The organism is Alteribacillus bidgolensis (assembly GCF_002886255.1).
GTDB lineage: Bacteria > Bacillota > Bacilli > Bacillales > Marinococcaceae > Alteribacillus > Alteribacillus bidgolensis.
Genome location: NZ_KZ614149.1, coordinates 4,037,662 through 4,059,935, shown reverse-complemented (window position 1 = coordinate 4,059,935; position 22,274 = coordinate 4,037,662). Strand labels below are relative to the sequence as shown.

Below are 22,274 nucleotides of genomic sequence, written 5' to 3'. Positions count from 1 at the left end.
AGCAAATTTAAACTTTCCTAAATTATAAAAAGGGGGAAAACCAATGTCGATTGATAAAAGTGTTTTAAAAAAGCGTATTGCTGTGGCAAGTCAAAGGACTCCAGCTGACATTGTCATAAAAAATGGACGGATTATAGATGTGTTTAACCTTGAAGTTATTGAGGGAGATATTGCAATTGCCGATGAATATATCGCAGGCATTGGTCAATTTGAAGGTAAAAAAGTAATTGATGCAAACAACCGGTATGTGTGTCCTTCCTTTATAGACGGCCATGTTCATATTGAATCGTCCATGGTAACCCCCGCTGAGTTCGCAAAAGCCGTACTTCCCCACGGTGTCACCACTATTATTACGGACCCGCATGAAATAGCAAACGTGGCAGGAAAAGACGGCATCCAATTCATGATAGATGACTCAGAAAATCTACCGATGGATATTCATGTCATGCTGCCCTCCTGTGTTCCAGCGACACCGTTTGAAAACAATGGAGCCCAGTTAAACGCCGAAGATCTGACTGCTTTTTTTGATCACAAACGGGTGCTTGGACTTGCTGAAGTTATGGATTATCCGTCTGTTTTAAATGCAGAGAATACGATGATTGATAAACTGATCACCACTTCAAAATACAGCAGCTTGATAGACGGACACGCAGCCGGTCTTCATGCCGGTGCTCTCAATGTGTATGCTTCTGCTGGAATAGGTACTGACCATGAAGCTAACACAGCTTCCGAAGCATTAGACCGTTTAAGACGTGGAATGTATGTTCTCATTCGAGAAGGATCTGCTGCAAAAGATCTCACGTCTATTGTGCCACTCGTAAATCACAAAAATTCCCGTCGTTTCCTCTTTTGTACAGATGACAAACATTTAGATGATTTATTAGAAGAAGGCAGCATCGATCACAATGTTCGCCTCTCTATCAAGCAAGGGCTTGATCCATTATTAGCTATACAGATGGCTTCACTGAATGCAGCCGAGTGTTATGGATTGAAAAATAATGGTGCGATTGCACCAGGATATGCTGCCAACTTTCTGTTGCTCGACGACTTAGCCTCTGTTTCAATCCATGAAGTTTACAAATTCGGAAACCTTACTGCAAAAGACGGAAAATTTGTTGGCGAGACACTTCCATCCATACAACCACCTTCTCAACTAACGAATACGGTCAACGTGCCGAACATGCGAGAAGAAGACTTGAATATTCCAATGGATGGGAAGAAAGCTCATATTATCGGTGTATCTCCAAATAGTTTGGTCACCAATAAACTAGTGGAAAATGTCACTGTGAAAGATGGTGCATTTATCCCCTCTGTTGAACACGATCAATTAAAGTTAGCTGTTGTGGAAAGGCACTCTAGAACCGGCAATATTGGGCTAGGGATTATAAAAGGATTCGGAATAAAAGAAGGTGCAATAGCATCTACCGTAGCGCATGATTCCCATAATCTCGTTGTTGCGGGAACCAATAACCCGGATATGATAACAGCTGTACACGCCATAAAAAACATGCAGGGCGGGCTGGCTGTTGTAAAAGATAATGAAGTGATTGCAGCCCTTTCCTTAAACGTAGCAGGACTGATATCTGATAAAGATAGTGACGAGGTGAACAATCTTCTCCACCAATTAAACGAATCTCTATTAGATATAGGATGTTCACAAACATTCAATCCATTTTTAACCTTGTCCTTTTTAACACTGCCCGTTATACCAGAACTAAAATTAACGGATACCGGGTTGTTTGATGTAGGTACATCCACACACATTCCCGTCGATTTTTTCAGATCCAATACAGAAAAAAATACAGAATAGGGTTGCGTTATAAATAAATGTATGTAAAATAAAATACGGACATTTCATTAATATATTTATTTAATGTTCGTGTTTTCTTCAATTTCACTTTAGAACTTAAAATAACAAGTAAAGCAGGCTGCGGCCAAGATCTCTTTATTTCTTCTGGATAGAAATTCTTTTTCCCCATAAGGAAAAACACCTCCAATTATGTCGATAATTGTACATACGACATTGGGGGTGTTTTTTCCTGTGTCTCATTTAATTAGGTCACTCTATACCTGTCGTTCGGGTTTTTCATTGGATTCTTATAAACCTGGCAGCACTCCGCTGAACAAGCTGAGCAGAAAGACCATAAAGAGAGCGGTTACACCAGCAACAAAACCACCAATTGACCAGGCCTGTATCGTTTGTGGAATCGTCAGTCTTCCAAATTTATTGACTACCCAGAATCCAGAGTCATTCGGAAGCGAAAGACCGGTAGCACGAGCACAAATAGCAAGCCCCATTAAAATAGGAGAAATGCCGAGATCAGCAGCCATTGGTCCCATGATAGTTGATGTCGTTACTAAAGCAACGGTCGCCGATCCTAGAGAAGCCCGGAGTATTTGAGAGAAAATAAACACTAACAAAACGACCGGAATACTCCAGCTCTGCATCGTTTCAACAAGATAATCTCCTATGCCGCTCTCATTAATGACTGCTCCAAATGCACCACCAGCACCAGTAATAAGAATAATCATCCCCCCGGAGCTGATCGCTTCGGAATAAAGCTGAGAATAAGGTGTACTAATATAAGGACGCAGAACAATAATTGCCACAATGACACTGATGAGAAGAGCAACGTTTTTATCCCCAATAAACCCGAGGACACTTGCAGCTGGACCTCCGTTAACCCAAAGTCCCGCAACAGTGTTTAACAAGATGAGAAAAATCGGCAATACCAATAATAAAAACGATAATCCAGTTGAAATTTCTTTACGAGGAGCATCTTTTTTTTCCGGCAGCTGTGCTTCTATGTCTTCCATTGATGGTTTAATTCTTTTACCGATTGCCATACCATAAATATATCCGCCGACAAGAGTAGCCGGAATAGCACAGATAAGCCCGTATACGATAAATAGTCCAAGCTCCGATCCAGTGTTCTCAGCAACAATCAATGGACCTGGTGTCGGTGCGATCATGCTGTGAGATACAATGAGACCGACACCTAAAGCGGTTACAAACGATACAATAGATATACCGGTTTTTTTCGTTAAACTTTTAACCAAACCACTAAGGATGACAAAGGCAGCGTCAAAGAAAACAGGGATTGATACAGCTATCCCCGTAATGGAAAGACCAGCAGGGGAGCGTTTGATTCCAAAGACTTTAAGAACTGCTTCTGCTATTTTTTCTATTGCTCCTGAGGCTCCAAGCAATTGTCCAAAAACTACGCCGAGACCGATTAAGATCCCGACACCAACAAGCGTGCTTCCAAAACCTTCGGTGATGAGTGCCGGAATGTCTTCCGGCGTAAATCCTAGAACAAGTGAGGTGAGAAAAGCAATTACGATTAAAGAAATAAAAGGATCTACTTTCAGCTTTAGTATCATATAAAAGAGTGCAGCGAGTGAAAGAATAAAGACGAGAATTAACATATTTCCTTCCATAGTATAGACCTCCGATTACTGTTCTTCTAAAATGGTGACTACTTCTTTTAACGTTTCTTTGCCTCCAACATTACCAGGGAAAATGATATACGGGATGCCAGGGAACTGGCTGTCGTTTCCTGTTTGCCAAACTGGTATACCTGGTGCAATTTGCCCGAGAACTTCTGCTTTTTTAACTTCTAATCCATTCGTACCAACGTCACTTGATGTTATACCGCCTTTTGCAATAACAAATTTCGGTTCATGCTTACACTTCTTGACAAATTGCGTCACAGAATTTGATATTTTCACGGATAGCGCAAGCTCTCCTTCCCTTCGATCTTCACCTAAATCGAGACGTTCTCTCGATGTGTAGACACAGACTGTTGTTCCGACTGCTATTTTTTCGTTAATTAACTTTTGCACTCGTTCAGTCTCTCTCTGGAATGCATCATCTTCTTTTACTGCAGGACAGTAGAATTCGATAAACTCAATATCCTTCAACTGTTTTAATTCGTTCAGCTGATCAGTAGATTTCTGGACATGCGATCCAACGATAATTAATCCGCCATTTGCACTTCGCTTTTCATATAGATCACCGGCCTTTAGGTAAGGCTTTGATGAAATATTGGCGACTTCTTTTGTAAATGTTGCTGCAGTCCGGTAAAGGAAGTTCTTCCCTTTCGAAAGCGCACCATACAAAGCAATGCAGAAAACCCGGATGTCTTCATCGGTAACAGCATTGACAATCAGCTTTTGAAAATGTTGCAAACCTATAAGTTTTGATTCTATAGCATCTAGGTCAAGATTTCTCAATTCTTCGAGCGTTACACTTTGTACATTGTCTTTTGGAAACTGACCGGCTGTTTTTTCTTCCACGTAGGCAGCGAGATTGCTGCTTTGAAAACCAAACATACGATCTTTAGCAAATTCTGTTTCTCCAATTGGCGTATATGTCTCCGCCTGCTGGATATAATGAACGTCACCGATTGTCAGTCGGCCTCCCTGACGGAAAAATGGAATGATGATTTCACCATCAATCACGTCCCCTCTTTTCCGTTCAAGCGTATCTTTCAGTACTTCCGTTTCAAGCGGATAGTGGCCGCGCATTGTTGAATCGCCTCGGCTTATAAGAAGAAATGGCATTTCCTTTTTCTTTGACACACGTGCGATCCTTTCAGCAATATCCGTATGCACCTTTTTTGTTTCTTCTTCTGAAAAAGAACGCGAATTCGTTAAAATAAAAACGAGCTGCCTTGGATCATCAAATGCCTGCTCGATCGTTTCTTCTGTCCAATCAGTGAACACCGGAATGTCATGGACGGTTTGTACGCCGGTTGGGTCATCATCGAGCGCGATAATTTTATGATGAAAATTTTTAAATCGGCTTTCAAAGCATTCATTAATTATTTCTGTAGAATACTCCTGTAAAGAATCGACAATTTCTTTTACATTAGACATTCTGCTTCCCACCTTTTGGTACTTGATAATTCGATAAAGATTCATAGTATTGGAGAACACCACAATGATCAATCGTCTGTTTACCGTGTGATGTGAGCGACTGGAACATTTCCGCGACATCTGATGTAAGCGGGAGCGGCGCACCAATTTCTTTTCCGGTTGCAAGTACATTTGTTAAATCTTTTAAATTAATATCAATGCGTCCACCAGCTTCAAAATTCCGCTCAAGAATCATCGGAATCTTGGCATCAAGAACATTGCTTCCAGCCAGACCACCGCGAATGGCCTCATACATTTTTTCAATATCAACCCCTGCTTTAGAAGCAAGAAGTACAGCTTCAGACATCGCTGCCATTGTAACGTTTACAAGAATTTGGTTGGCAAGTTTTGTTGTAGAACCAGCCCCGGCTTCTCCGACACGGACTACGTCTTGTCCCATTGCTTTGAGCACAGGCAGTGCTTTTTCAAATGCAAATTCGCTTCCGCCTGCCATGATGGAAAGGGTTCCATCTATTGCTTTTGGCTCTCCTCCGCTCACCGGCGCGTCAATAAAGTCTACATTCTTTTCAGCCAATTGTTCTGCCCAGTGTTTGGATTCCACGGGTGAAACAGAACTCATATCAACAACTATTGTTTCTTTGTGTAAATACGGCAGAAGCTGTTCGTTAAGCACCTGATTGATAATGGCCGCATTGGGCAGCATCGTAATAACAATATCGCTTTCTTCTGTTACATCGCTGGCATTTTCTACGACTTGAGCTCCTTCTTTTTTCACCTCATTTTTTGCCTCTTCACTAATATCAAACGCTTTCAGAGAAAACCCTGCTTTTAATAGATTCAAAGCCATCGGTTTTCCCATAATACCGAGACCAATAAATCCTACCTGCATATCAAAAACTCCTTTTGTAACTGTTTTCAAGTTGTTCTGCATAAGATTATAATACAATCATTTTATTTTGTATACATTTTTATATTAATTTGTATACATTTTATTTCAGATTGTACGAAATGGTGATTGTTCATGTATAATAAGAAAAGCGCTAACACCTGAAAAATGCAATTCGGCTAAAGTAAAAAGATATCTACTTAAAACGTACACATCAACACACAGAAGCTGCTATGCCGCAACCCCACAGCACGTAATATTATAGCGACGGCGAGTGTACCCGGACGAAGGCTGGATGCTGTATAAACCCCTGCATGAACAGCAGTTTTGATTGTTTATCATAGGAACAGGAGAATCAGTATGAATAAAAATGAAAAGAAAACGTCACAATTATATGCATATAAACAAATAAGAGATAAAATATTGAATGGAGAATACGAAGGCGGGACAAAGCTGACCGAAATGACTCTTGCAGAGAGCATCGGTGTAAGCCGTACCCCGATCCGGGAGGCCATTAGAAGACTTGAGCAGGAAGGATTAATAAAAAATAAAAAAGTATTTAAACCAACCGAAACAGATATACGTCACTTATTTGAAATGCGTATCTTAATTGAAAGCTTTTCCGCAAAGAAAGCAGCGCGTTACATGATCGATGACCATATCGAACAATTACGAGCCTGCGTTCATTATGCGAAAACCAACAAGGATATAGAAGAGATTATCTATTACAATAAGCAGTTTCATGACCTGATCGTCCGTGAATCCAGAAACCCGATTATGATTAAAAACTTTGAACATATGCAAGCTATTATCTACTTGTTTAGTCGCGCTGTAGTAAGCCATAAACGTCCATTCCTCGTAGAAGAACACGGCGATATTTGTGAAGCGATCGCAAACCATAAACCAGAACAAGCCAGTGATTTAATGAAATCACACCTCGAAGCTGACCTTGAGTTTGCCTTGAATATTGTAACGTGAAAACGGCGATGGTTATTAGCCTCTCATTTTTTATAATGAGAAGATAACTTAACCTTCTGTAAGGGGGAGGAATAGAAGAAAAACCAGTTCTAAAGGCAATTTGTGGTGTCATTTAAGATGCGATAAATCCTTTTTCACCATGTCTTAACTAATAAATCTGCTGTATTATTTGGTGTCTGCTATGTCCATTTTTATAAACAACCCAACGAAAAGTTAGGTCATGTTAGGAAAAAAGCGGAAAATACTCCATCATCATTCTCCGGCAAATCCTTCGTCGGCGATTAACGCAATGATCACATACTAATTTTCCAGAGGAGCGCCTTGATAAGTCCCCAAATAATTAAAAATTTTCTTTTTTTCCGTGCTTTTACTAATATAATGTCCGTCTGCCACAAGCAAAATAATTAGAAAAACTCGACTTGACGCCAGGTCCTTATGGCGTAAGTCGAAGTTTTTCTTATACTTTGATGCTTTAGCAAACCCACTTTACAGTGAAATTAAATTGATCTGTTCTTCTTTACCGGTTGCTAAATCAATACAATACAAATTATACTTTTTAGAACCATTTTTAGTTCGACTCATCTTTATGTAATAACCGATATGACTAAGAAGTTTAAGGTTTTTCGTCATGTGCTTTTGCATTTATCACGCTGTCACCGATATGGAGCCGCTTGCCTTCTGTTTTTCATTCCCGATTATACTGCACCATGTCATATTCATATACACCGCTCTCATTCCAGTTCATGGATAGTCTGGTATAAAAGGTTGATGTTGTCCGAAGATATCACTACTTCACTGATTGGTATTTCGCTATCCCCATCAGAACAGTAATGTCTCAAATTGCATCCTTTACCGATGCCCTTGACTATAATATTTCTTTACGGGGCTGTCCCAATAACTGGACTCACTTCCACAAACGACGGTTCAACCTCCTCGTGAGCAGCTAACTGCGACATTTCGCTTTTCTCGCTATATGTCTATTGCTGCCCCCAAGATAGTTTAAAAAGGAACATCCAGTCTCTATAATCTGCTTAATGAAAGGAACCTTGTGTTAAAATAGAAATTCATAGAATGAAAGTTTATACCCTAAGCAGCTCAGGAGTGAACGATAGATGGATAAAAAAGACATAGCGGCCATACGCAGACAATTGAAAGTAGACAATGATTTACTAAGAATCTCCGACATTTTCAACGTATACATCATGAAAGAAACAACAGACATTTACCATCACCAAAGTCAACCGTTCGAAATGCTTGACAGAGATCAGCAGGAGCTTTTCATGAACAACTTCAAGAAAGTGTTGACAGGTCAGCTGGATGAAAAAATATTTGAACTAAAATTTCAGCGTGATGCAGAAAACCACAGTCAGCTTATCCTTCACAAAGGATTACTAAGCAGTGACATCGAGGCCTGGAAGGAACAAATGCTGCTGATGACAGAAAAAATGATCAAGGAACATCCGTACGAAAAGGATATTGTCATCTCTTTCATTCGCGCCGAGTACTTGAAACCAACGAAACAACAGAACGAAGAAGCCGAGGAAAGTGAACGGGACGCTGTTTACTCCAACCCCTTTATTCTTTGCAGCATCAACAAGACAGAAGAGCCGAAAAAAGAAATACAGTTCGACTATATCGAGAAGGAATTCAAATACAAGATCGAGGCAGACCCGGTCATTGATCTCAAAAACCCAATGTCAGGATTTCTCTTCCCCTCCATTTCGGATGGCGCCTCTGATGTAAATCACGTTCTTTATGCGGCAGGTAAAGCCAATGAGCCTGACTACTGGTTTATTGAAAATGTATTGAACGGAGAAGACATCATGACAGCGAAAGAAGACAAAGCGGTGTTCGAGGAAGTTATCAAAGATGTCGTAGGAGACCAACTCAACCCCTCCACCCTCGCCAATGTGTATGGAGAAATCAACCGTGTTGTGGAAGAAAATGAAGAGGACGAACCACCAAAACTCGACTACAAAGACGTAGAGCGAGTTCTAAACCAGAGCGGGGAACAAGTCGATGCTGAAAAAGTAAAAACTGCTTTCCAGCAAGCCACCACTGACGAAACCTACGAGCTGAAAGCAAGCAGCATTGTCCCCAAATACAATTCAAAGTCGATAAAAATCAACACAAAAATCGCTAACATCTCGATCAGCCCCCAGGATCTGCAATACGTGAGGCAGGTTAACTATCAAGGGAAACGCTGTATTATGATTGAAGTGGAAGAGGATGCGGAGGTTGACGGGTTTAAAATGCTGCCGGAAGCTTTTGGGGAGTGAACCTGCTGCGGCCGTTTTCTCTTAATTATAGAAAGAACAAGGAAGGATCCGTTTCCGTTTTATTGATGCTTCCTTGTTTGTGTTATAAAATTCTTATTTATATTTTCACCGTTTTTATTGTTGATCTACAATTCTTTTCTCATCACGCCACACATTCTACACTTTTTAAGTGAGTGCTCACAAATACATTTGATGTCAGTGTCCAGTTATATCTAAATATTTGATTGCTTATAATACGATACACAGCAGCCTCTATCACTGGAATTACAAAAAGAACCCTCAATCCTTAGCTAGATCAAAGGTTCTATATCTATTTACTTTTTTACGTGAATTTTATTTTCTCTGCTTTTTCATTCATTACCCTTTACATCTGTTCATCAAGAAACATTTGTCCAATGATAAAAAGATGGCTTACACTTTTTCTAATATCTTTGTTTCTACATCCGATTCATTATCTTCGTTCTGCGAGTCTTCGTTTAGACGAAGCGCCTTTGCTGTTGCAACATGAATTTCGTGGAAAAGCTCTGGGTTTTCCGCTAGTGACACACCATAAGAAGGTATCATTTCTTTTATTTTCGGCTGCCACTCTTCTATATGCTGCGGGAAGCATTTTTTTATAAGCTCTAGCATAACGTGAACGGCAGTAGAAGCACCTGGAGAAGCGCCTAGTAATGCTGCAATCGAGCCATCAGCGTCCGTAATCATTTCCGTACCAAATTGAAGTGTTCCTTTACCGCCAGCTTCAGTATCTTTAATCACTTGCACACGTTGGCCAGCTACAACTAAATCCCAGTCCTCGCTTTTGGCGTTCGGGATAAACTCACGTAACTCTTCCATGCGCTGTTCTTTCGATAACATAACCTGCTGAATGAGGTATTTTGTCAATGGAATGTTTTTTGCGCCTGAGGCCAGCATTGTTACGAGATTATCCGGCTTTACGGAAGTTGCCAAATCGAACATTGAACCAGTTTTTAAAAACTTTGGTGAAAAGCCGGCAAACGGTCCAAATAGCAGCGATTTTTTGTTGTCGATATATCTTGTGTCAAGGTGCGGGACAGACATTGGCGGAGCGCCAACTTTAGCTTTACCGTATACTTTTGCATGATGCTGTTCAACAATATCCGGGTTGTTACACGCCATAAATAGTCCGCTTACCGGGAATCCTCCAATATGTTTTCCCTCAGGAATACCGGATTTTTGCAGTAAATGCAAACTTCCTCCCCCGGCGCCGATAAAGACGAATTTTGCAGTATGGCGTTCGACCGTACCGCTATCGAGATTTTTCACTTTCAATTCCCAGGACCCGTCGCTTGTACGTTTAATGTCATTAACACTATGTCTGTAATTTATATCAACATTATTACTCTTTAAGTGATCAAACAACATACGCGTTAACGCGCCAAAGTTGACATCCGTTCCAGAATCAATTTTTGTTGCCGCAATAGGTTCATTTAAAGTTCGATCTTTCAACATAAGCGGAATCCATTTCATCAGTTTTCCCGGATCATCGGAAAATTCCATCCCTTGGAACAGAGGGTTGCTTGATAGGGCTTCGTAACGATTTTTCAAAAACTGTACATTTTGTTCCCCATGTACGTAACTCAAATGAGGCAATGACATGATAAAGTCCTGCGGATTACGGATCAGCATGCTGTTTACAAGATAAGACCAGAACTGTCTTGAAAGCTGAAACTGTTCATTAATTTTTACAGCTTTGCTAATATCTACAGAACCATCCGGTTTTTCGTCGGTATAGTTAAGCTCGCACAGTGCAGCGTGCCCTGTTCCCGCATTATTCCATTCGTTAGAGCTTTCCTCTCCTGCGTCTTGGAGTTTCTCAAACACTGTAATATTCCAGTCTGGTGCTAATTCTTTCAGCAGTGTCCCCAAAGTAGCACTCATCACTCCGGCACCAATTAAGATAACATCTGTATTAGTTTGTCTGTTACTCATTTTTACCATATCCTTATTCCCTAGATTTGCAGAATGGATGTAGGCGCTCCTATTCAAGCATTACAAGCCCAGGCGCAATCTAAGAACACCTTTTCCGTATCATCATAACCTAATTATAGTGTATCACTCTTAGTTATAGATTAAAATATCAAAAATATCTACTATTATATAATAGTTTACAAATTTTGAAAGTTGTTTTACGGGCATTCCATTTCATATTTCGTTGAATGAGATCTTTGCCTTCATTAAAATATCATTCATATCCTCTAGATCATGCTACTTTAAGTCCCATTTATACGAACTATCTAGTCTCTTTAGTTCTTTTATTTAGAGCATCATAAAAGTATCGACCATTACTATTCTCCAGCAAGCAAAATTTGGTGTAGTATCATTAATGCCTATTTTTTGGGGACTTAGAAACCTGCTATGGTTGGTGCTGAATTCAAGTTTTTATTATACCAACATTAATCTATCATTTAAATCAAGCATACAAAGAAAAACCATACCTTTTACAGTATAGTTTTATAAAAAACTCATTTATTTATGTTACGGTTTTCCATTTGGAATGGATAAAAGGAAATTAATAATTGATAACATATTTTTTTATTACTTTTAAATAAATAGTTAATGCAAAACCTACAATTAAAGTTACAAAGACTAGATTTACAAATGTCAACTTTATCATAGTAATGATATTAATAAGTTCTGATAAGTTATTCAACCTTACAGGATAATGTTTAATTATATTTATAATTCCTATATTTTCAAATACATCTAATATATCAAATACAATTGGTATAAAAATAAGGTATTTCAAGCACCACTTCAATTTTCTGCCTCACCGTCACTTATGATACGGTTCTCCGCGATTTTTTCAAATGAGGTTTTTAAGCTATAAACCTATCAATTAAAGAATATATTTTCTAAACACGCTAATTTATCTCTAGTCTGCTTAATAACTTGGAGCATTTCTCTTTTGCATTGAGATTCTACAAAAAGACCGTCTTCTTCTCATTCTTCATCTAATCAAAACATAAAATTCACTAAGCTATAATATTATTATTTATTGGCGGCCTAATTTTCCTCATTGAAGGGTTGAATGAATGAATTATTTTATTGGTAAAAACCAAGATAATCATGCTCCTGTTTCTAATGGCAATGTATTAGCTTGGCTACAACAATATGATAAAGGCTGTCGTCCAATTGATAAAATAAGTCAGCTTTTTTTTAAAAACTTTGACATGTCAAGTTCACTTTTAGATTACCCAGGTTCATATGTACTAGTTAAAGATCATAATGAGAAAGTTTGGTATGATCCATACGGCATCGTACAAGCGAAGTTGGGACAAATCGGGGAAATTATTTCACTAAATAGTACTCAATATTTAAATGGTTACGGAATATATGAAGTAGTCTCTCATAAAGGGAATACTGTAGTCAGGACAAAAACATGGGCTCCTCCTAACATGAATTCTTTCATACGCTCCATTGAAATCAAGACTCGACGCAACAATCCTTCAGAAGCATCAATCTATCCTGTTATACATCTACAAAACATTGTACAAAGAATTAATAACACCTTTATTTCTCGAATTTCCGAAAATCAATGGCTGGCAACGACTGTTTCTCCGTCTTCTGAAGGAATAACAGGGGATATTTCTAAAGCTGTAACTGGAGGTCAGGTAACCATCTTTGAACATAGTTTGCTTCCGGTTCCTTTAGTCTTTAAAATTCCTGCTCAAACGATCTCAGGTCCAGAATATAGTAAGCCCGTCTATCAAGTATTTGCAGCAGGGACTTCTAAAGAGGAGGCCCTTCAAGAATTAGAGAAAACATTGGCCCTCATTAATCAAAGTGAACATCAAACATTGAAAGTATGGCAAGCCTGGCACAATAAAACAGTTGAGATCGATACGCTCACGCCTGAGCTAGAATATTTTTGGAGAGTTAGTAACACGTTAACAAAAATGAGCCTGCAGAAAGACGGAACTCCTATTATCATCGGATTTAAACCTTACCAAGGCAATGTATGGATTCGTGATAGTTTATGGATTACATCTACTTTAGCACTAGCGGGTCACCTAGAAGATGCGGTAAGGGCTTTATATGCAACGCTTAGTTATTTAATCGAGCGTCCAGATGGAAATTATTATTTTGCATATAATGTTGTTACACGTTTACCGAACGAACATGCATTTGAAAATGACACTACAGGACTCATTTTATATGGAATATGGCAAGTTTGGTCCTTAGTAAAAGAAGATACAATCATACTTGATCTCTGGCCAATTATAAACCATTCGGCCGAATGGATTTTGAAGAACCGCGATTCAAGTGGGCTTATCTTCCCAGATGCAGGGATTTGGGAAACTTTTGGGCCGCATTTAGGGGAAACATTCGAACATATGACATGGACCTCTGCTATTTCCGCATTCGGATTAATTAGGGGTGCTGAAATGGCTGAAGCAATCTATGAAAATGAGAAAGCCAATCAATTTAGACAGGGAGCAAATGAACTATTACTGGCCATCTCCAAACATAACGTCCATAACGGAATTGTAACTCGGTCTATGGAAACAAAGTTATTAGATGCATCTGTTACATTATTCTTTTCCGAATTTCCAATATTTCCAAAAGAATGGTTAAAACCAACGCTAAAAGCCATTCAGCAAAGATTAGAAGACCCATTTATTGGAGGTATTTGGAGACATGAGAGTTTAACAACAGAAGAAGGGGATTTAAAGCCGTGGACCGGGCCCACCTTCTGGTTGGGTGAAGCATTTTTAATTAATAATGATGTAAACCAAGCTTGGAAGTACTTTAACCATAATTACAATAACAGTGCCTTTTGTGGTCTCTTACCTGAATTATTGTACAGCAAAGGTCGACCAAGAGGGATTGGAATGCCAAGTTATTCTCAATCAGGTATAATAAGATCACTATTGTTATATGAAAATTTATATGACAGGGATCAATCCTAATATTCTCAAAAATATATCATTGGTTTAACCACCATAAAATGAATAAATATTAAAAAGCTTTTATTAATTGTTATTGTTACTCAATCTGCTCTACTATGGAGAAAGTTGTTGAATCCTCACTTTCCCCATATTTTATTGCACAAACATATAATGATATAAACCTCATTTATTTATGGTACGGTTCACCGTAATTAATTACAAAATCTGAAAAGCAGAAACTTTTCAATAGGTTCTGCCCAAAAAATCTCTTCAGATTTCACTCAATCGGAAGAGTTTATCGTTGAGCCTATAACTTTCTCTCTAACCACGTCACACACTCCACATGTGTAGTCTGCGGAAACATGTCAACGGGCTGTACTTCCTTCGTTTCATAACCGCCTTTTTCTAATAGCTTCAAATCCCTGGCCAAAGTTGCGGGGTTGCAGGACACGTAAACAATACGTTCGGGTTTCATGGAGAGCATAGTGTCTAATAGTGTTTCGTCGCAGCCTTTGCGGGGCGGGTCAACGACGATGACATTGGGCTGGATGCCGTGTGCTTTATGCCACCAGGGAATCACTTCTTCTGCTTCTCCGACAGCAAAATCGACATTATCTATTTTATTCAAACGAGCATTCCGTTTGGCATCGGATACTGCTTCTGGCACAATTTCTACGCCGTAAACATGTTTTGCTTTTTGAGCTAGAAACAGAGAAATCGTGCCGATACCGCAATATGCATCAATGACGGTTTCATTTCCACGAAGTTCTGCATATTCAAGTGCTTTGTCATAGAGGACTTTCGTCTGCGCAGGGTTTACTTGGTAAAACGAACGTGCCGATATCGCGAATTTGACATCGCCGATGGTGTCATAAATATATTCTTCGCCCCATAATACGATGGTTTTGTCGCCAAATATCACATTGGTTCGTTTGTTATTGATGTTTTGCACAATCGAAGCGACGTTTGGAATGCCGTGACGAATATCTTCTATTAAATTTTTTTTATGCGGAAGGTCCGGACCGTTTGTCACCAGTACAATCATGAGCTGATCGGTATTTTTCGCATAACGGGTGACGACGTGGCGGAGCGTGCCGCGGTGTTTTTCTTCGTCGTACGCTTTAATGTTATATTTATCGGCCATTTCCTTTATGGCTTGCACCGGGTCGTCGTTTTCTTTCTGCTGGATGATACAGGCTTCCATGTCAATAATGCGGTGCGAGCGTTTTTGATAGAAACCGGCCTTTAAATGGCCGTCTTCTCTTGTTCCGATCGGCACCTGTGCTTTGTTGCGATAGCGCCATGGGTCTTTCATTCCTATAGTCGGATGAACCGTTACATTTTCCAGTCCGCCAATTCGTGTCACAGCGTCCTGGACTTGCTTTTGCTTGTAACGAAGCTGGGCATCATACGTCATATGCTGGATCTGGCAGCCGCCGCACTGATAATAAATCGGACAAGGCGGATCAGTCCGGTCGTCGCTTTCCTCGATTCGTTCCATCAATCTTCCAAATCCGTAATTCTTTTTCGTTTTTATCACTTTAATTTCTGCTTTTTCGCCTGGGATGCCATATGGAACAAACAGCGGATAGCCGTCGATCTTGGCGACTCCCGCCCCGTCATGAGTGAGGTCTTCAAATTCTGCCGTTATCAAATCATTTTTTTGAACCGGTGCTTGGACCGCTTGTTTCTTTTTCATTAATGCTGATCCTTTCTTTTTCCGTACTTTTAAGATATGAGCCATTGTATCACAAAAATGGGTTTTTAAACTTGTGCTGGAGTTTGTCAGCGAATTTGCTGCGGTTATCAGCGAAAAATTTATCGCTTCAATTGAAAAAAGCAGCTTTATCAGCGAACCTCAATAAATATTTCGCTCCTCTGTTCGAGGCACCGAGTCGAGTAGAACCGTGCGATTGCAGAAACCTTTTTCAGTGTGTGGAGACGAAGCATGTAGAAACACTCTTGCTTCTCTGTTTGATATTACCGAAGAAAAAAGAAGGAAATAATCACGGAGAGCTTGAAGGTGTGCGGTTTTAGAGCGGTGACTGCACAAGGGGCATTGCCAGCTGCCATGCTGGCGCTGCATGGGGAAACGGAAGCATTCTGGACATTGTACTCCCTTTATAACCTTGGACGGAGGGATTCCATATTGTTTTAATATATCTTGTTTTCTAACCTTGTGAGCACCTGTCAAACGATTTGGGGTAGTGACTCTGGAGATGGTTGATTTTATCATGAAGAAGCGAACCATGTATCACGTTTTCATACATTTTCTATCCTGTTCGTTTTAAACTAGCATGATTGTTGCCAATAACAACTAACGCTTCAATCGGCACAGAGAGCTGAAGGCAAGTGGAAAGCTGGACTTGATGCCGGCTGACCTGGATAAGTGGATACAGAAATGCTTCTTCCTTCTCTCCATTCTTTCTTATAAACTGGTAAAATCGGAATCAAAAATTAATGTTCCGGAGATATTTTCACCTCTAAAATAAGAAAAAAATCCCAGGATAATATTAATGTGTCGATCTGAAAATAATGGGAGCCATCGAACAATCTAAGACCGTGGCGAATATAGAATTTGTTTGAGGGGAGAAAAGTTAGTGGATAGTCAATGGATTGTTCGCCTTTATAACCAGCGAACCATTTGGCTGCATCTTTTTCTATTACGAAACGTTTAGGGTGTTCTGGTGACAGCCTTCTTTCCAGTGCTTTCAGTTTTTTGGAGTTGGAGGGGCATAGTTCGGGGTTTAATGATCAATCTATCACTTCTCTTTCTACTTGGATGTTTCATTCGATACGAGAGAGCGATTTTCCTTTTCGATGATAAAATTTAAATTTTCGATTGAAGTGACAAATTTTTCGCTCATTCCGACAATTTTTTCGCTGATTACCCCTCTAGCTGCTGACAACGCCAAGCTAAACCAAAACAAAAAAAGAGGGTACAACCGTTTATCGGTTATACCCCTGCTACATCACTTCGTCTTTCGAACAATTCGACATCTCGCCAAACGCCATTCAACTGTCCGATCCGCTCACGTGTGCCGACTTTTCGAAATCCTGCCCCTTCGTGAATTTTGATGCTGTTTCGGTTTTCTGGAAAAATGCCAGCTTGAAGCATCCAGTAGCCTTCTTTTTCTGTTACGGCTATTAACTCTTTTAATAAAGCTGTCCCGAGTCCCTGACCGCGGATATCGCCTCTTATGTATATACTCGTTTCCCCTACACCATCATATACCGCCCGGTTGGAAACCGGTGAAATAGCGGCCCATCCAAGCACTTCATTGGTTTCTACTTCTAGGGCAACAAGGCGGCAGATGAGATCATGAGTTGCTGACCAGATTTCCCACGATGGAGCTTTCGTTTCAAATGTAGCAATTTCTGTTTCTATTCCCATTTCATAAATTTCTTTTACTTCAGGCCAGTGCTGCTTTTGCAACCGTTCAAACGTATATTTCAAAAATACACCTCCATCCTATTGCTTCCTATTTAGTCGTCGATATTCGTTAATCAATAAGAATGTCTGCAGTAAAACGAGTACAATGAATAATGGACTATACAAGTCAAACCCTGCGGTTGATGATCCTCCAATAAGCGTAAATCCTGTAATAAGCGCGACAACATAAATGGTTAATATTAATTTAAAACGAAAGCTTGACCACGGGCTGAACGTACGTCGAATCGAAGGAACTGCAACAGAAGCAATGATTGTCACAACCATAATGAATAAAATGGCTGTAGTAGATATATTAACTGCAAAGGGAGTATGCGGGAAAAAATCATTGAAAATCAGTGCACCTACCGCAATAAAAAAAACCACTTGCAAAATACTTTTTAGCATTTTAATGGTACTCCTTCTTCGCTGTCTATCGTTGTCCTAGTTGTTAGATAGGGTTCCTTATAGTATATGAAAAAACATTCTTCCCTTCAAATGAAAACGTTTATAATATTTCAAATGCTTTCCCTGGTCTAATTGAATGATTAGTTAAATAATTAGTTCAATTCGACAATTATGAATGTGAAAAATTTGGATGGAATACTAAATTACGAATCATTACGACGTATATAAATAAATTATTTTAAATTTTTCACCAGTAATGGTAAAATAATGAAGTGTAAACGATTTCAAATAAAATGGAAGGAGGGTTGAAGGTCTAAAGTCTATCAATCTAGCAGGTTTGGTGCTTTTTCTTCCAAACAACTTTTCTACAAACAGAAAGGGGATAGAATTATATGCGTTATGATGCACCTAATACATCTGGAAGTCTTGTAAATTTTAAAGATCGATACGACAATTTTATCGGAGGCGAATACAAAGCACCTGTAAAAGGCGAATATTTCGATAACGTTACGCCTGTCACTGGGGAAGTTTTTTGTCAAATGTCTCGTTCTACCGAAGAAGACGTGGAACTCGCTATTGATGCTGCGCATCAAGCGAAAGACGCTTGGGGCAGAACATCTCCTGCTGAACGCGGCAATATTTTAAATAAAATAGCTGATCGTATCGAAGAAAATTTAGAAATGCTGGCTGTTGCGGAAACGTGGGAAAACGGAAAAGCTGTTCGTGAAACATTAAATGCAGATATTCCGCTTGCTGTTGATCATTTCCGATATTTTGCCGGTGTCATTCGTACACAGGAAGGTACGATAAGTCAAATTAGCGATGATACGGTTGCTTATCATTTTCATGAGCCTCTTGGCGTTGTTGGGCAGATTATTCCATGGAACTTCCCGCTGTTAATGGCCACATGGAAGATTGCTCCTGCACTTGCAGCTGGTAACTGCATCGTTTTAAAGCCGGCAGAACAAACACCTGCTTCCATTCATGTCCTGCTTGACCTTATTAAAGACCTTCTCCCGCCTGGTGTGTTAAATATAGTAAATGGTTTTGGTGTAGAAGCCGGGAAGCCGCTTGCTTCAAACAGCCGCATTTCCAAAGTAGCGTTTACCGGAGAAACAACAACCGGCCGTTTGATCATGCAGTATGCTTCCGAGAATATCATTCCTGTCACTTTAGAGCTTGGCGGTAAATCTCCGAACATCTTTTTTGAAGATGTGATGAGAGAAGACGATAAGTTTCTTGATAAAGCAATTGAAGGTTTCGTCATGTTTGCTTTAAACCAAGGGGAAGTTTGTACATGTCCTTCCCGCGCTCTTATTCATGAATCGATTTACGATCGCTTTATGGAACGAGCGCTGCAGCGGGTTGAATCAATAAAAACCGGACACCCGCTTGATACCGATACGATGATGGGTGCGCAGGCCTCTCAAGAACAGATGGAAAAAATTATGTCTTATCTTGATATAGGGAAACAAGAAGGAGCCGAAGTTCTGGCCGGCGGCGGCAAAAACGCACTAAACGGAGAACTTGCCAATGGATATTATGTACAGCCGACTATTTTTAAAGGCTCCAATAAAATGCGTGTCTTCCAAGAAGAGATTTTCGGCCCCGTCCTCTCTGTGGCAACCTTTAAAACAAAAGAAGAAGCTTTGTCTGTTGCAAACGATACACTTTACGGATTAGGAGCTGGAATTTGGACCCGCGATATTAATACAGCTTACCGCTTCGGCCGCGAAATTGAAGCCGGCCGCGTTTGGACCAATTGTTATCATGATTATCCAGCTCATGCAGCCTTTGGCGGCTACAAAAAATCAGGTATCGGCCGAGAAAACCACAAAATGATGCTTGATCATTACCAGCAAACGAAAAACTTGCTGATCAGCTACAGCGACAATGCTCTAGGTTTCTTTTAAAATTATTTGCAGGCCGGTGCAGTTATTAACTGCCCTCGCCTGCTTTTTCAGTTACACCATTCATCTTAGCGGGTATAGGGATAATACTATTAATAATACTAAACCATTGTCAGCGCCCAGGTTCTGACAAAACAGCGCAGAATTTCTGTAACTACCAGCACATTCATCAGGGCGCGCCTATGATTATTTAAGGAAAGGGTGACTTTCTTTGAAAGTAAAAAAAGTAACGGCCACCGATGGAGCCCTTGAATTGATTGAAAAATTAAAAGAGCGGCATGGCCCATTGATGTTTCACCAATCAGGGGGCTGTTGTGACGGAAGTTCTCCAATGTGTTTTCCGGAAGGAGATTTTAAAGTAGGCAGCAGTGATATGTATTTAGGCCAGATTGGCGGCATGCCCTTTTATATTTCAAAAGACCAATACGAATACTGGAAGCATACGCAGCTCATTATTGACGTGGTAGATGGACGCGGCGGCATGTTCTCTCTTGAAGGTCCGGAAGGTAAACGGTTTTTAACTCGTTCTAGAGTATATTCTGAAGAAGAACGTAAAGCGCTGCAGGAAGAAGAAAGGACGCAAACTTGACCACAGTGACAAAGGGTGTTCTAAAAAGCATTATCTGCTTATAGAACACCCTTTTTCTATACGTCCTTTACAATATGTAAGTTTTTAATCTTATTAAAGCTTAATCTGTAAATAGGATTTTTTTTCTAAAGAGGACCTACATATTTTAGTCTAAAGCAGGAACATTAAAAACGAAGTATTTTAAATGTAAACGTTCTTTCTTTTTTCATTGATTTTTTTCAGAAACCATACTATTCTTTTAAATAGTAAAGAGTTGTGAAGCTTGAAGAAAGGGGTTTGGATTGATCATGCATTGGTTTATCATTGGTAGTATTATTGTCTCCATCACAACAGGTATTTGGTCCATTTTTAATATAAGAAGAGGCTACTAGAAATTCTACATAAGAAAAGTACGAGCCCTGAAACGCATACCAATGTTCAAAACGCGCTAACAGGAGTTTTTTCCTGTGAGCGCGTTTTAAACGTCTGTTATCCCTTTACTTTATCAAATTCCTCCGTAATTTCATAAACGGGTTCCTGATCGATATAACTGACAAGAATAACAGCTAATCCGCCGGCTAAAAACCCTGGAACGAGTTCATATAAATCGAACAAACCGCCTTCTGGAATAGCCCAAAGAATAACCGTTAGTCCCCCGGCAACCATACCAGCAAGCGCCCCCCACTTTGTTGTTCTCCTCCAAAACAGCGACAGAAGAATAACCGGTCCAAATACTGCCCCAAATCCAGCCCAGGCATATTCCACCAGCTCCAGGACTGTACTGTTAGGGTTGTAAGCTAATAATGTGGCAATTAACGCAATCAACAATACTCCGACACGACCAATCCACACAAGTTCCTGCTCTTTTGCACTTGGACGAAACAATCCTTTATAAAAGTCTTCGGCCAAAGCGCTCGATGACACCAAAAGCTGTGAATCAATTGTACTCATAATAGCAGCTAATATAGCAGCTAATAGGAATCCAGCAATCCAAGGATTAAAAAGCAGCTGAGTGAAAGCAATGAAGACCGTTTCATGAGCTCCTTCAGCTAGCGCATTTCCCGGTCCTGCTCCTGCAAAGTATGCGATACCGACAAACCCAGTGAATATGGCGCCAAACAAAGACAACACCATCCATGTAATACCGATCAAACGTGCTTTTGGAACTTCTTGTTCTGAACGAATAGCCATAAACCTTGTAATGATATGAGGCTGTCCAAAATATCCTAGTCCCCAGGCTAATAGAGAAATAATCCCAATCGCAGATGTACCAGCAAATGCGTCCAAGTAAGCAGCATCTACTTCTCCTGCAGCTGCAATCATATTGCCCCAGCCGCCCATTTCGGTAATGGCGACTATCGGTACGACAATTAGCGCTAAAAACATAATAATACCTTGGAAAAAGTCGGTCCAGCTGACGGCCAAAAAGCCGCCAAGAAACGTATACGTAATAATAATAGCAACGCCAATCCAAAGAGCTGTTGTGTACTCCCAGCCAAATGATTGCACAAATAACGTTGCCCCGCCCACAAGACCAGAAGATGTGTAAAAAGCAAAAAATAATAAAATAAAAACAGCAGATACAATTCTTAACACTTTAGACTGATCTCTAAAACGATTCTCCAAAAAATCCGGGATGGTAATGGAATTGTTAGAGATTTCTGTATAACGGCGTAATCGCTTCGCCATAAACTGCCAATTTAAATAGGCACCCACAGCAAGTCCGATCGGAAGCCAAATTTCACTCATCCCGCCAATGTACATAGCTCCTGGCAAAGCAAGAATCAGCCAGCTGCTCATATCTGAAGCTCCAGCACTTAATGCTGCGACAGCTCCGCCAAGTTTTCTTCCCCCTAAAACATAATCAGATAGGTTATTCGTTAATTTGTAAAAAATAAGACCAATGGAAAACATTCCAATTAAGTAAATTAAAAATGTAATCAGCGTCGGAGCATTCACTGTTTATTCCCCTTTTCCGTAAAGTAAGTAATAATAGATAAAATAATGAGTAATGGCATTGG

At 40.0% G+C, this 22,274-nt stretch carries 17 protein-coding genes; 7 read left to right on the top strand and 10 right to left on the bottom strand.

Annotated elements, in window-relative coordinates; all coding sequences use genetic code 11:
• Positions 1-43: 43 nt before the first annotated feature.
• Entirely contained in the window at positions 44-1,810 is a 1,767-nt protein-coding gene (gene ade, locus CEF16_RS20030; protein WP_091585697.1) for an adenine deaminase, read from the top strand.
• Between the two features lie 7 nt (positions 1,811-1,817).
• On the opposite strand, the gene CEF16_RS23935 is transcribed toward ade, so the two are convergent.
• The 4 genes from CEF16_RS23935 to garR form a co-directional block, all read right to left on the bottom strand.
• The gene (locus CEF16_RS23935) at positions 1,818-1,979 is read right to left on the bottom strand and encodes a hypothetical protein (protein ID WP_170032186.1); all 162 of its coding nucleotides are present in this window, start codon (positions 1,977-1,979) and stop codon (positions 1,818-1,820) included.
• A 118-nt stretch (positions 1,980-2,097) separates the two neighbouring features.
• Complete coding sequence (locus tag CEF16_RS20025) at positions 2,098-3,441, bottom strand: GntP family permease (protein ID WP_245917935.1); 1,344 nt, start codon at positions 3,439-3,441, stop codon at positions 2,098-2,100.
• Between the two features lie 15 nt (positions 3,442-3,456).
• Positions 3,457-4,881 (bottom strand): four-carbon acid sugar kinase family protein, encoded by a 1,425-nt coding sequence (locus tag CEF16_RS20020; RefSeq protein ID WP_091585695.1) that lies wholly within the window; start codon positions 4,879-4,881, stop codon positions 3,457-3,459.
• Entirely contained in the window at positions 4,874-5,812 is a 939-nt protein-coding gene (gene garR / locus CEF16_RS20015) for a 2-hydroxy-3-oxopropionate reductase (RefSeq protein WP_091585693.1), read from the bottom strand. Before garR ends, CEF16_RS20020 begins: the two co-directional genes overlap by 8 nt.
• 315 nt (positions 5,813-6,127) lie before the next feature.
• On the opposite strand from garR, the gene CEF16_RS20010 reads away from it, so the two are divergent.
• Together CEF16_RS20010 and CEF16_RS20005 are read left to right on the top strand one after the other, a co-directional pair.
• A complete protein-coding gene (locus CEF16_RS20010; RefSeq protein ID WP_091585691.1) occupies positions 6,128-6,745 on the top strand; it encodes a GntR family transcriptional regulator in 618 nt (205 codons plus the stop codon).
• 1,112 nt (positions 6,746-7,857) lie between these two features.
• Positions 7,858-9,024 carry a DUF4317 domain-containing protein gene (locus CEF16_RS20005; RefSeq protein ID WP_091585689.1) on the top strand — a complete coding sequence of 389 codons (1,167 nt, stop codon included), beginning with the start codon at positions 7,858-7,860 and terminating at the stop codon, positions 9,022-9,024.
• Positions 9,025-9,435: 411 nt separating this feature from the next.
• Here CEF16_RS20005 and CEF16_RS20000 read toward each other — a convergent pair whose 3' ends face one another.
• Entirely contained in the window at positions 9,436-10,977 is a 1,542-nt protein-coding gene (locus CEF16_RS20000) for a malate:quinone oxidoreductase (protein WP_091585795.1), read from the bottom strand.
• Between the two features lie 1,103 nt (positions 10,978-12,080).
• On the opposite strand from CEF16_RS20000, the gene CEF16_RS19990 reads away from it, so the two are divergent.
• Entirely contained in the window at positions 12,081-13,958 is a 1,878-nt protein-coding gene (locus tag CEF16_RS19990; protein ID WP_091585685.1) for a glycoside hydrolase family 15 protein, read from the top strand.
• A 286-nt stretch (positions 13,959-14,244) separates the two neighbouring features.
• Here the strand turns inward: CEF16_RS19990 and rlmD are convergent, their stop codons facing one another.
• On the bottom strand, positions 14,245-15,636 hold the full coding sequence (rlmD, locus tag CEF16_RS19985; protein ID WP_091585683.1) for a 23S rRNA (uracil(1939)-C(5))-methyltransferase RlmD: 1,392 nt from the start codon (positions 15,634-15,636) through the stop codon (positions 14,245-14,247).
• A 324-nt stretch (positions 15,637-15,960) separates the two neighbouring features.
• Between rlmD and CEF16_RS25010 the strand changes: the two genes are divergently transcribed.
• Positions 15,961-16,095 (top strand): hypothetical protein, encoded by a 135-nt coding sequence (locus CEF16_RS25010; RefSeq protein ID WP_281259197.1) that lies wholly within the window; start codon positions 15,961-15,963, stop codon positions 16,093-16,095.
• Between the two features lie 299 nt (positions 16,096-16,394).
• On the opposite strand, the gene CEF16_RS25440 is transcribed toward CEF16_RS25010, so the two are convergent.
• From CEF16_RS25440 to CEF16_RS19965, 3 genes are all read right to left on the bottom strand, one after another.
• A complete protein-coding gene (locus tag CEF16_RS25440; protein WP_367888742.1) occupies positions 16,395-16,601 on the bottom strand; it encodes a nuclease-related domain-containing protein in 207 nt (68 codons plus the stop codon).
• Positions 16,602-16,893: 292 nt separating this feature from the next.
• Entirely contained in the window at positions 16,894-17,394 is a 501-nt protein-coding gene (locus CEF16_RS19970; RefSeq protein ID WP_091585677.1) for a GNAT family N-acetyltransferase, read from the bottom strand.
• Positions 17,395-17,409: 15 nt separating this feature from the next.
• Positions 17,410-17,775, bottom strand: a complete 366-nt coding sequence (locus CEF16_RS19965) for a hypothetical protein (protein ID WP_091585675.1) — start codon at positions 17,773-17,775, stop codon at positions 17,410-17,412.
• Positions 17,776-18,167: 392 nt separating this feature from the next.
• On the opposite strand from CEF16_RS19965, the gene adh reads away from it, so the two are divergent.
• Positions 18,168-19,688, top strand: a complete 1,521-nt coding sequence (gene adh, locus CEF16_RS19960) for an aldehyde dehydrogenase (RefSeq protein ID WP_091585673.1) — start codon at positions 18,168-18,170, stop codon at positions 19,686-19,688.
• A 208-nt stretch (positions 19,689-19,896) separates the two neighbouring features.
• Complete coding sequence (locus CEF16_RS19955) at positions 19,897-20,274, top strand: DUF779 domain-containing protein (protein ID WP_091585671.1); 378 nt, start codon at positions 19,897-19,899, stop codon at positions 20,272-20,274.
• Between the two features lie 468 nt (positions 20,275-20,742).
• On the opposite strand, the gene putP is transcribed toward CEF16_RS19955, so the two are convergent.
• Positions 20,743-22,212 carry a sodium/proline symporter PutP gene (gene putP, locus CEF16_RS19950; protein ID WP_091585669.1) on the bottom strand — a complete coding sequence of 490 codons (1,470 nt, stop codon included), beginning with the start codon at positions 22,210-22,212 and terminating at the stop codon, positions 20,743-20,745.
• Positions 22,213-22,274: the final 62 nt, after the last annotated feature.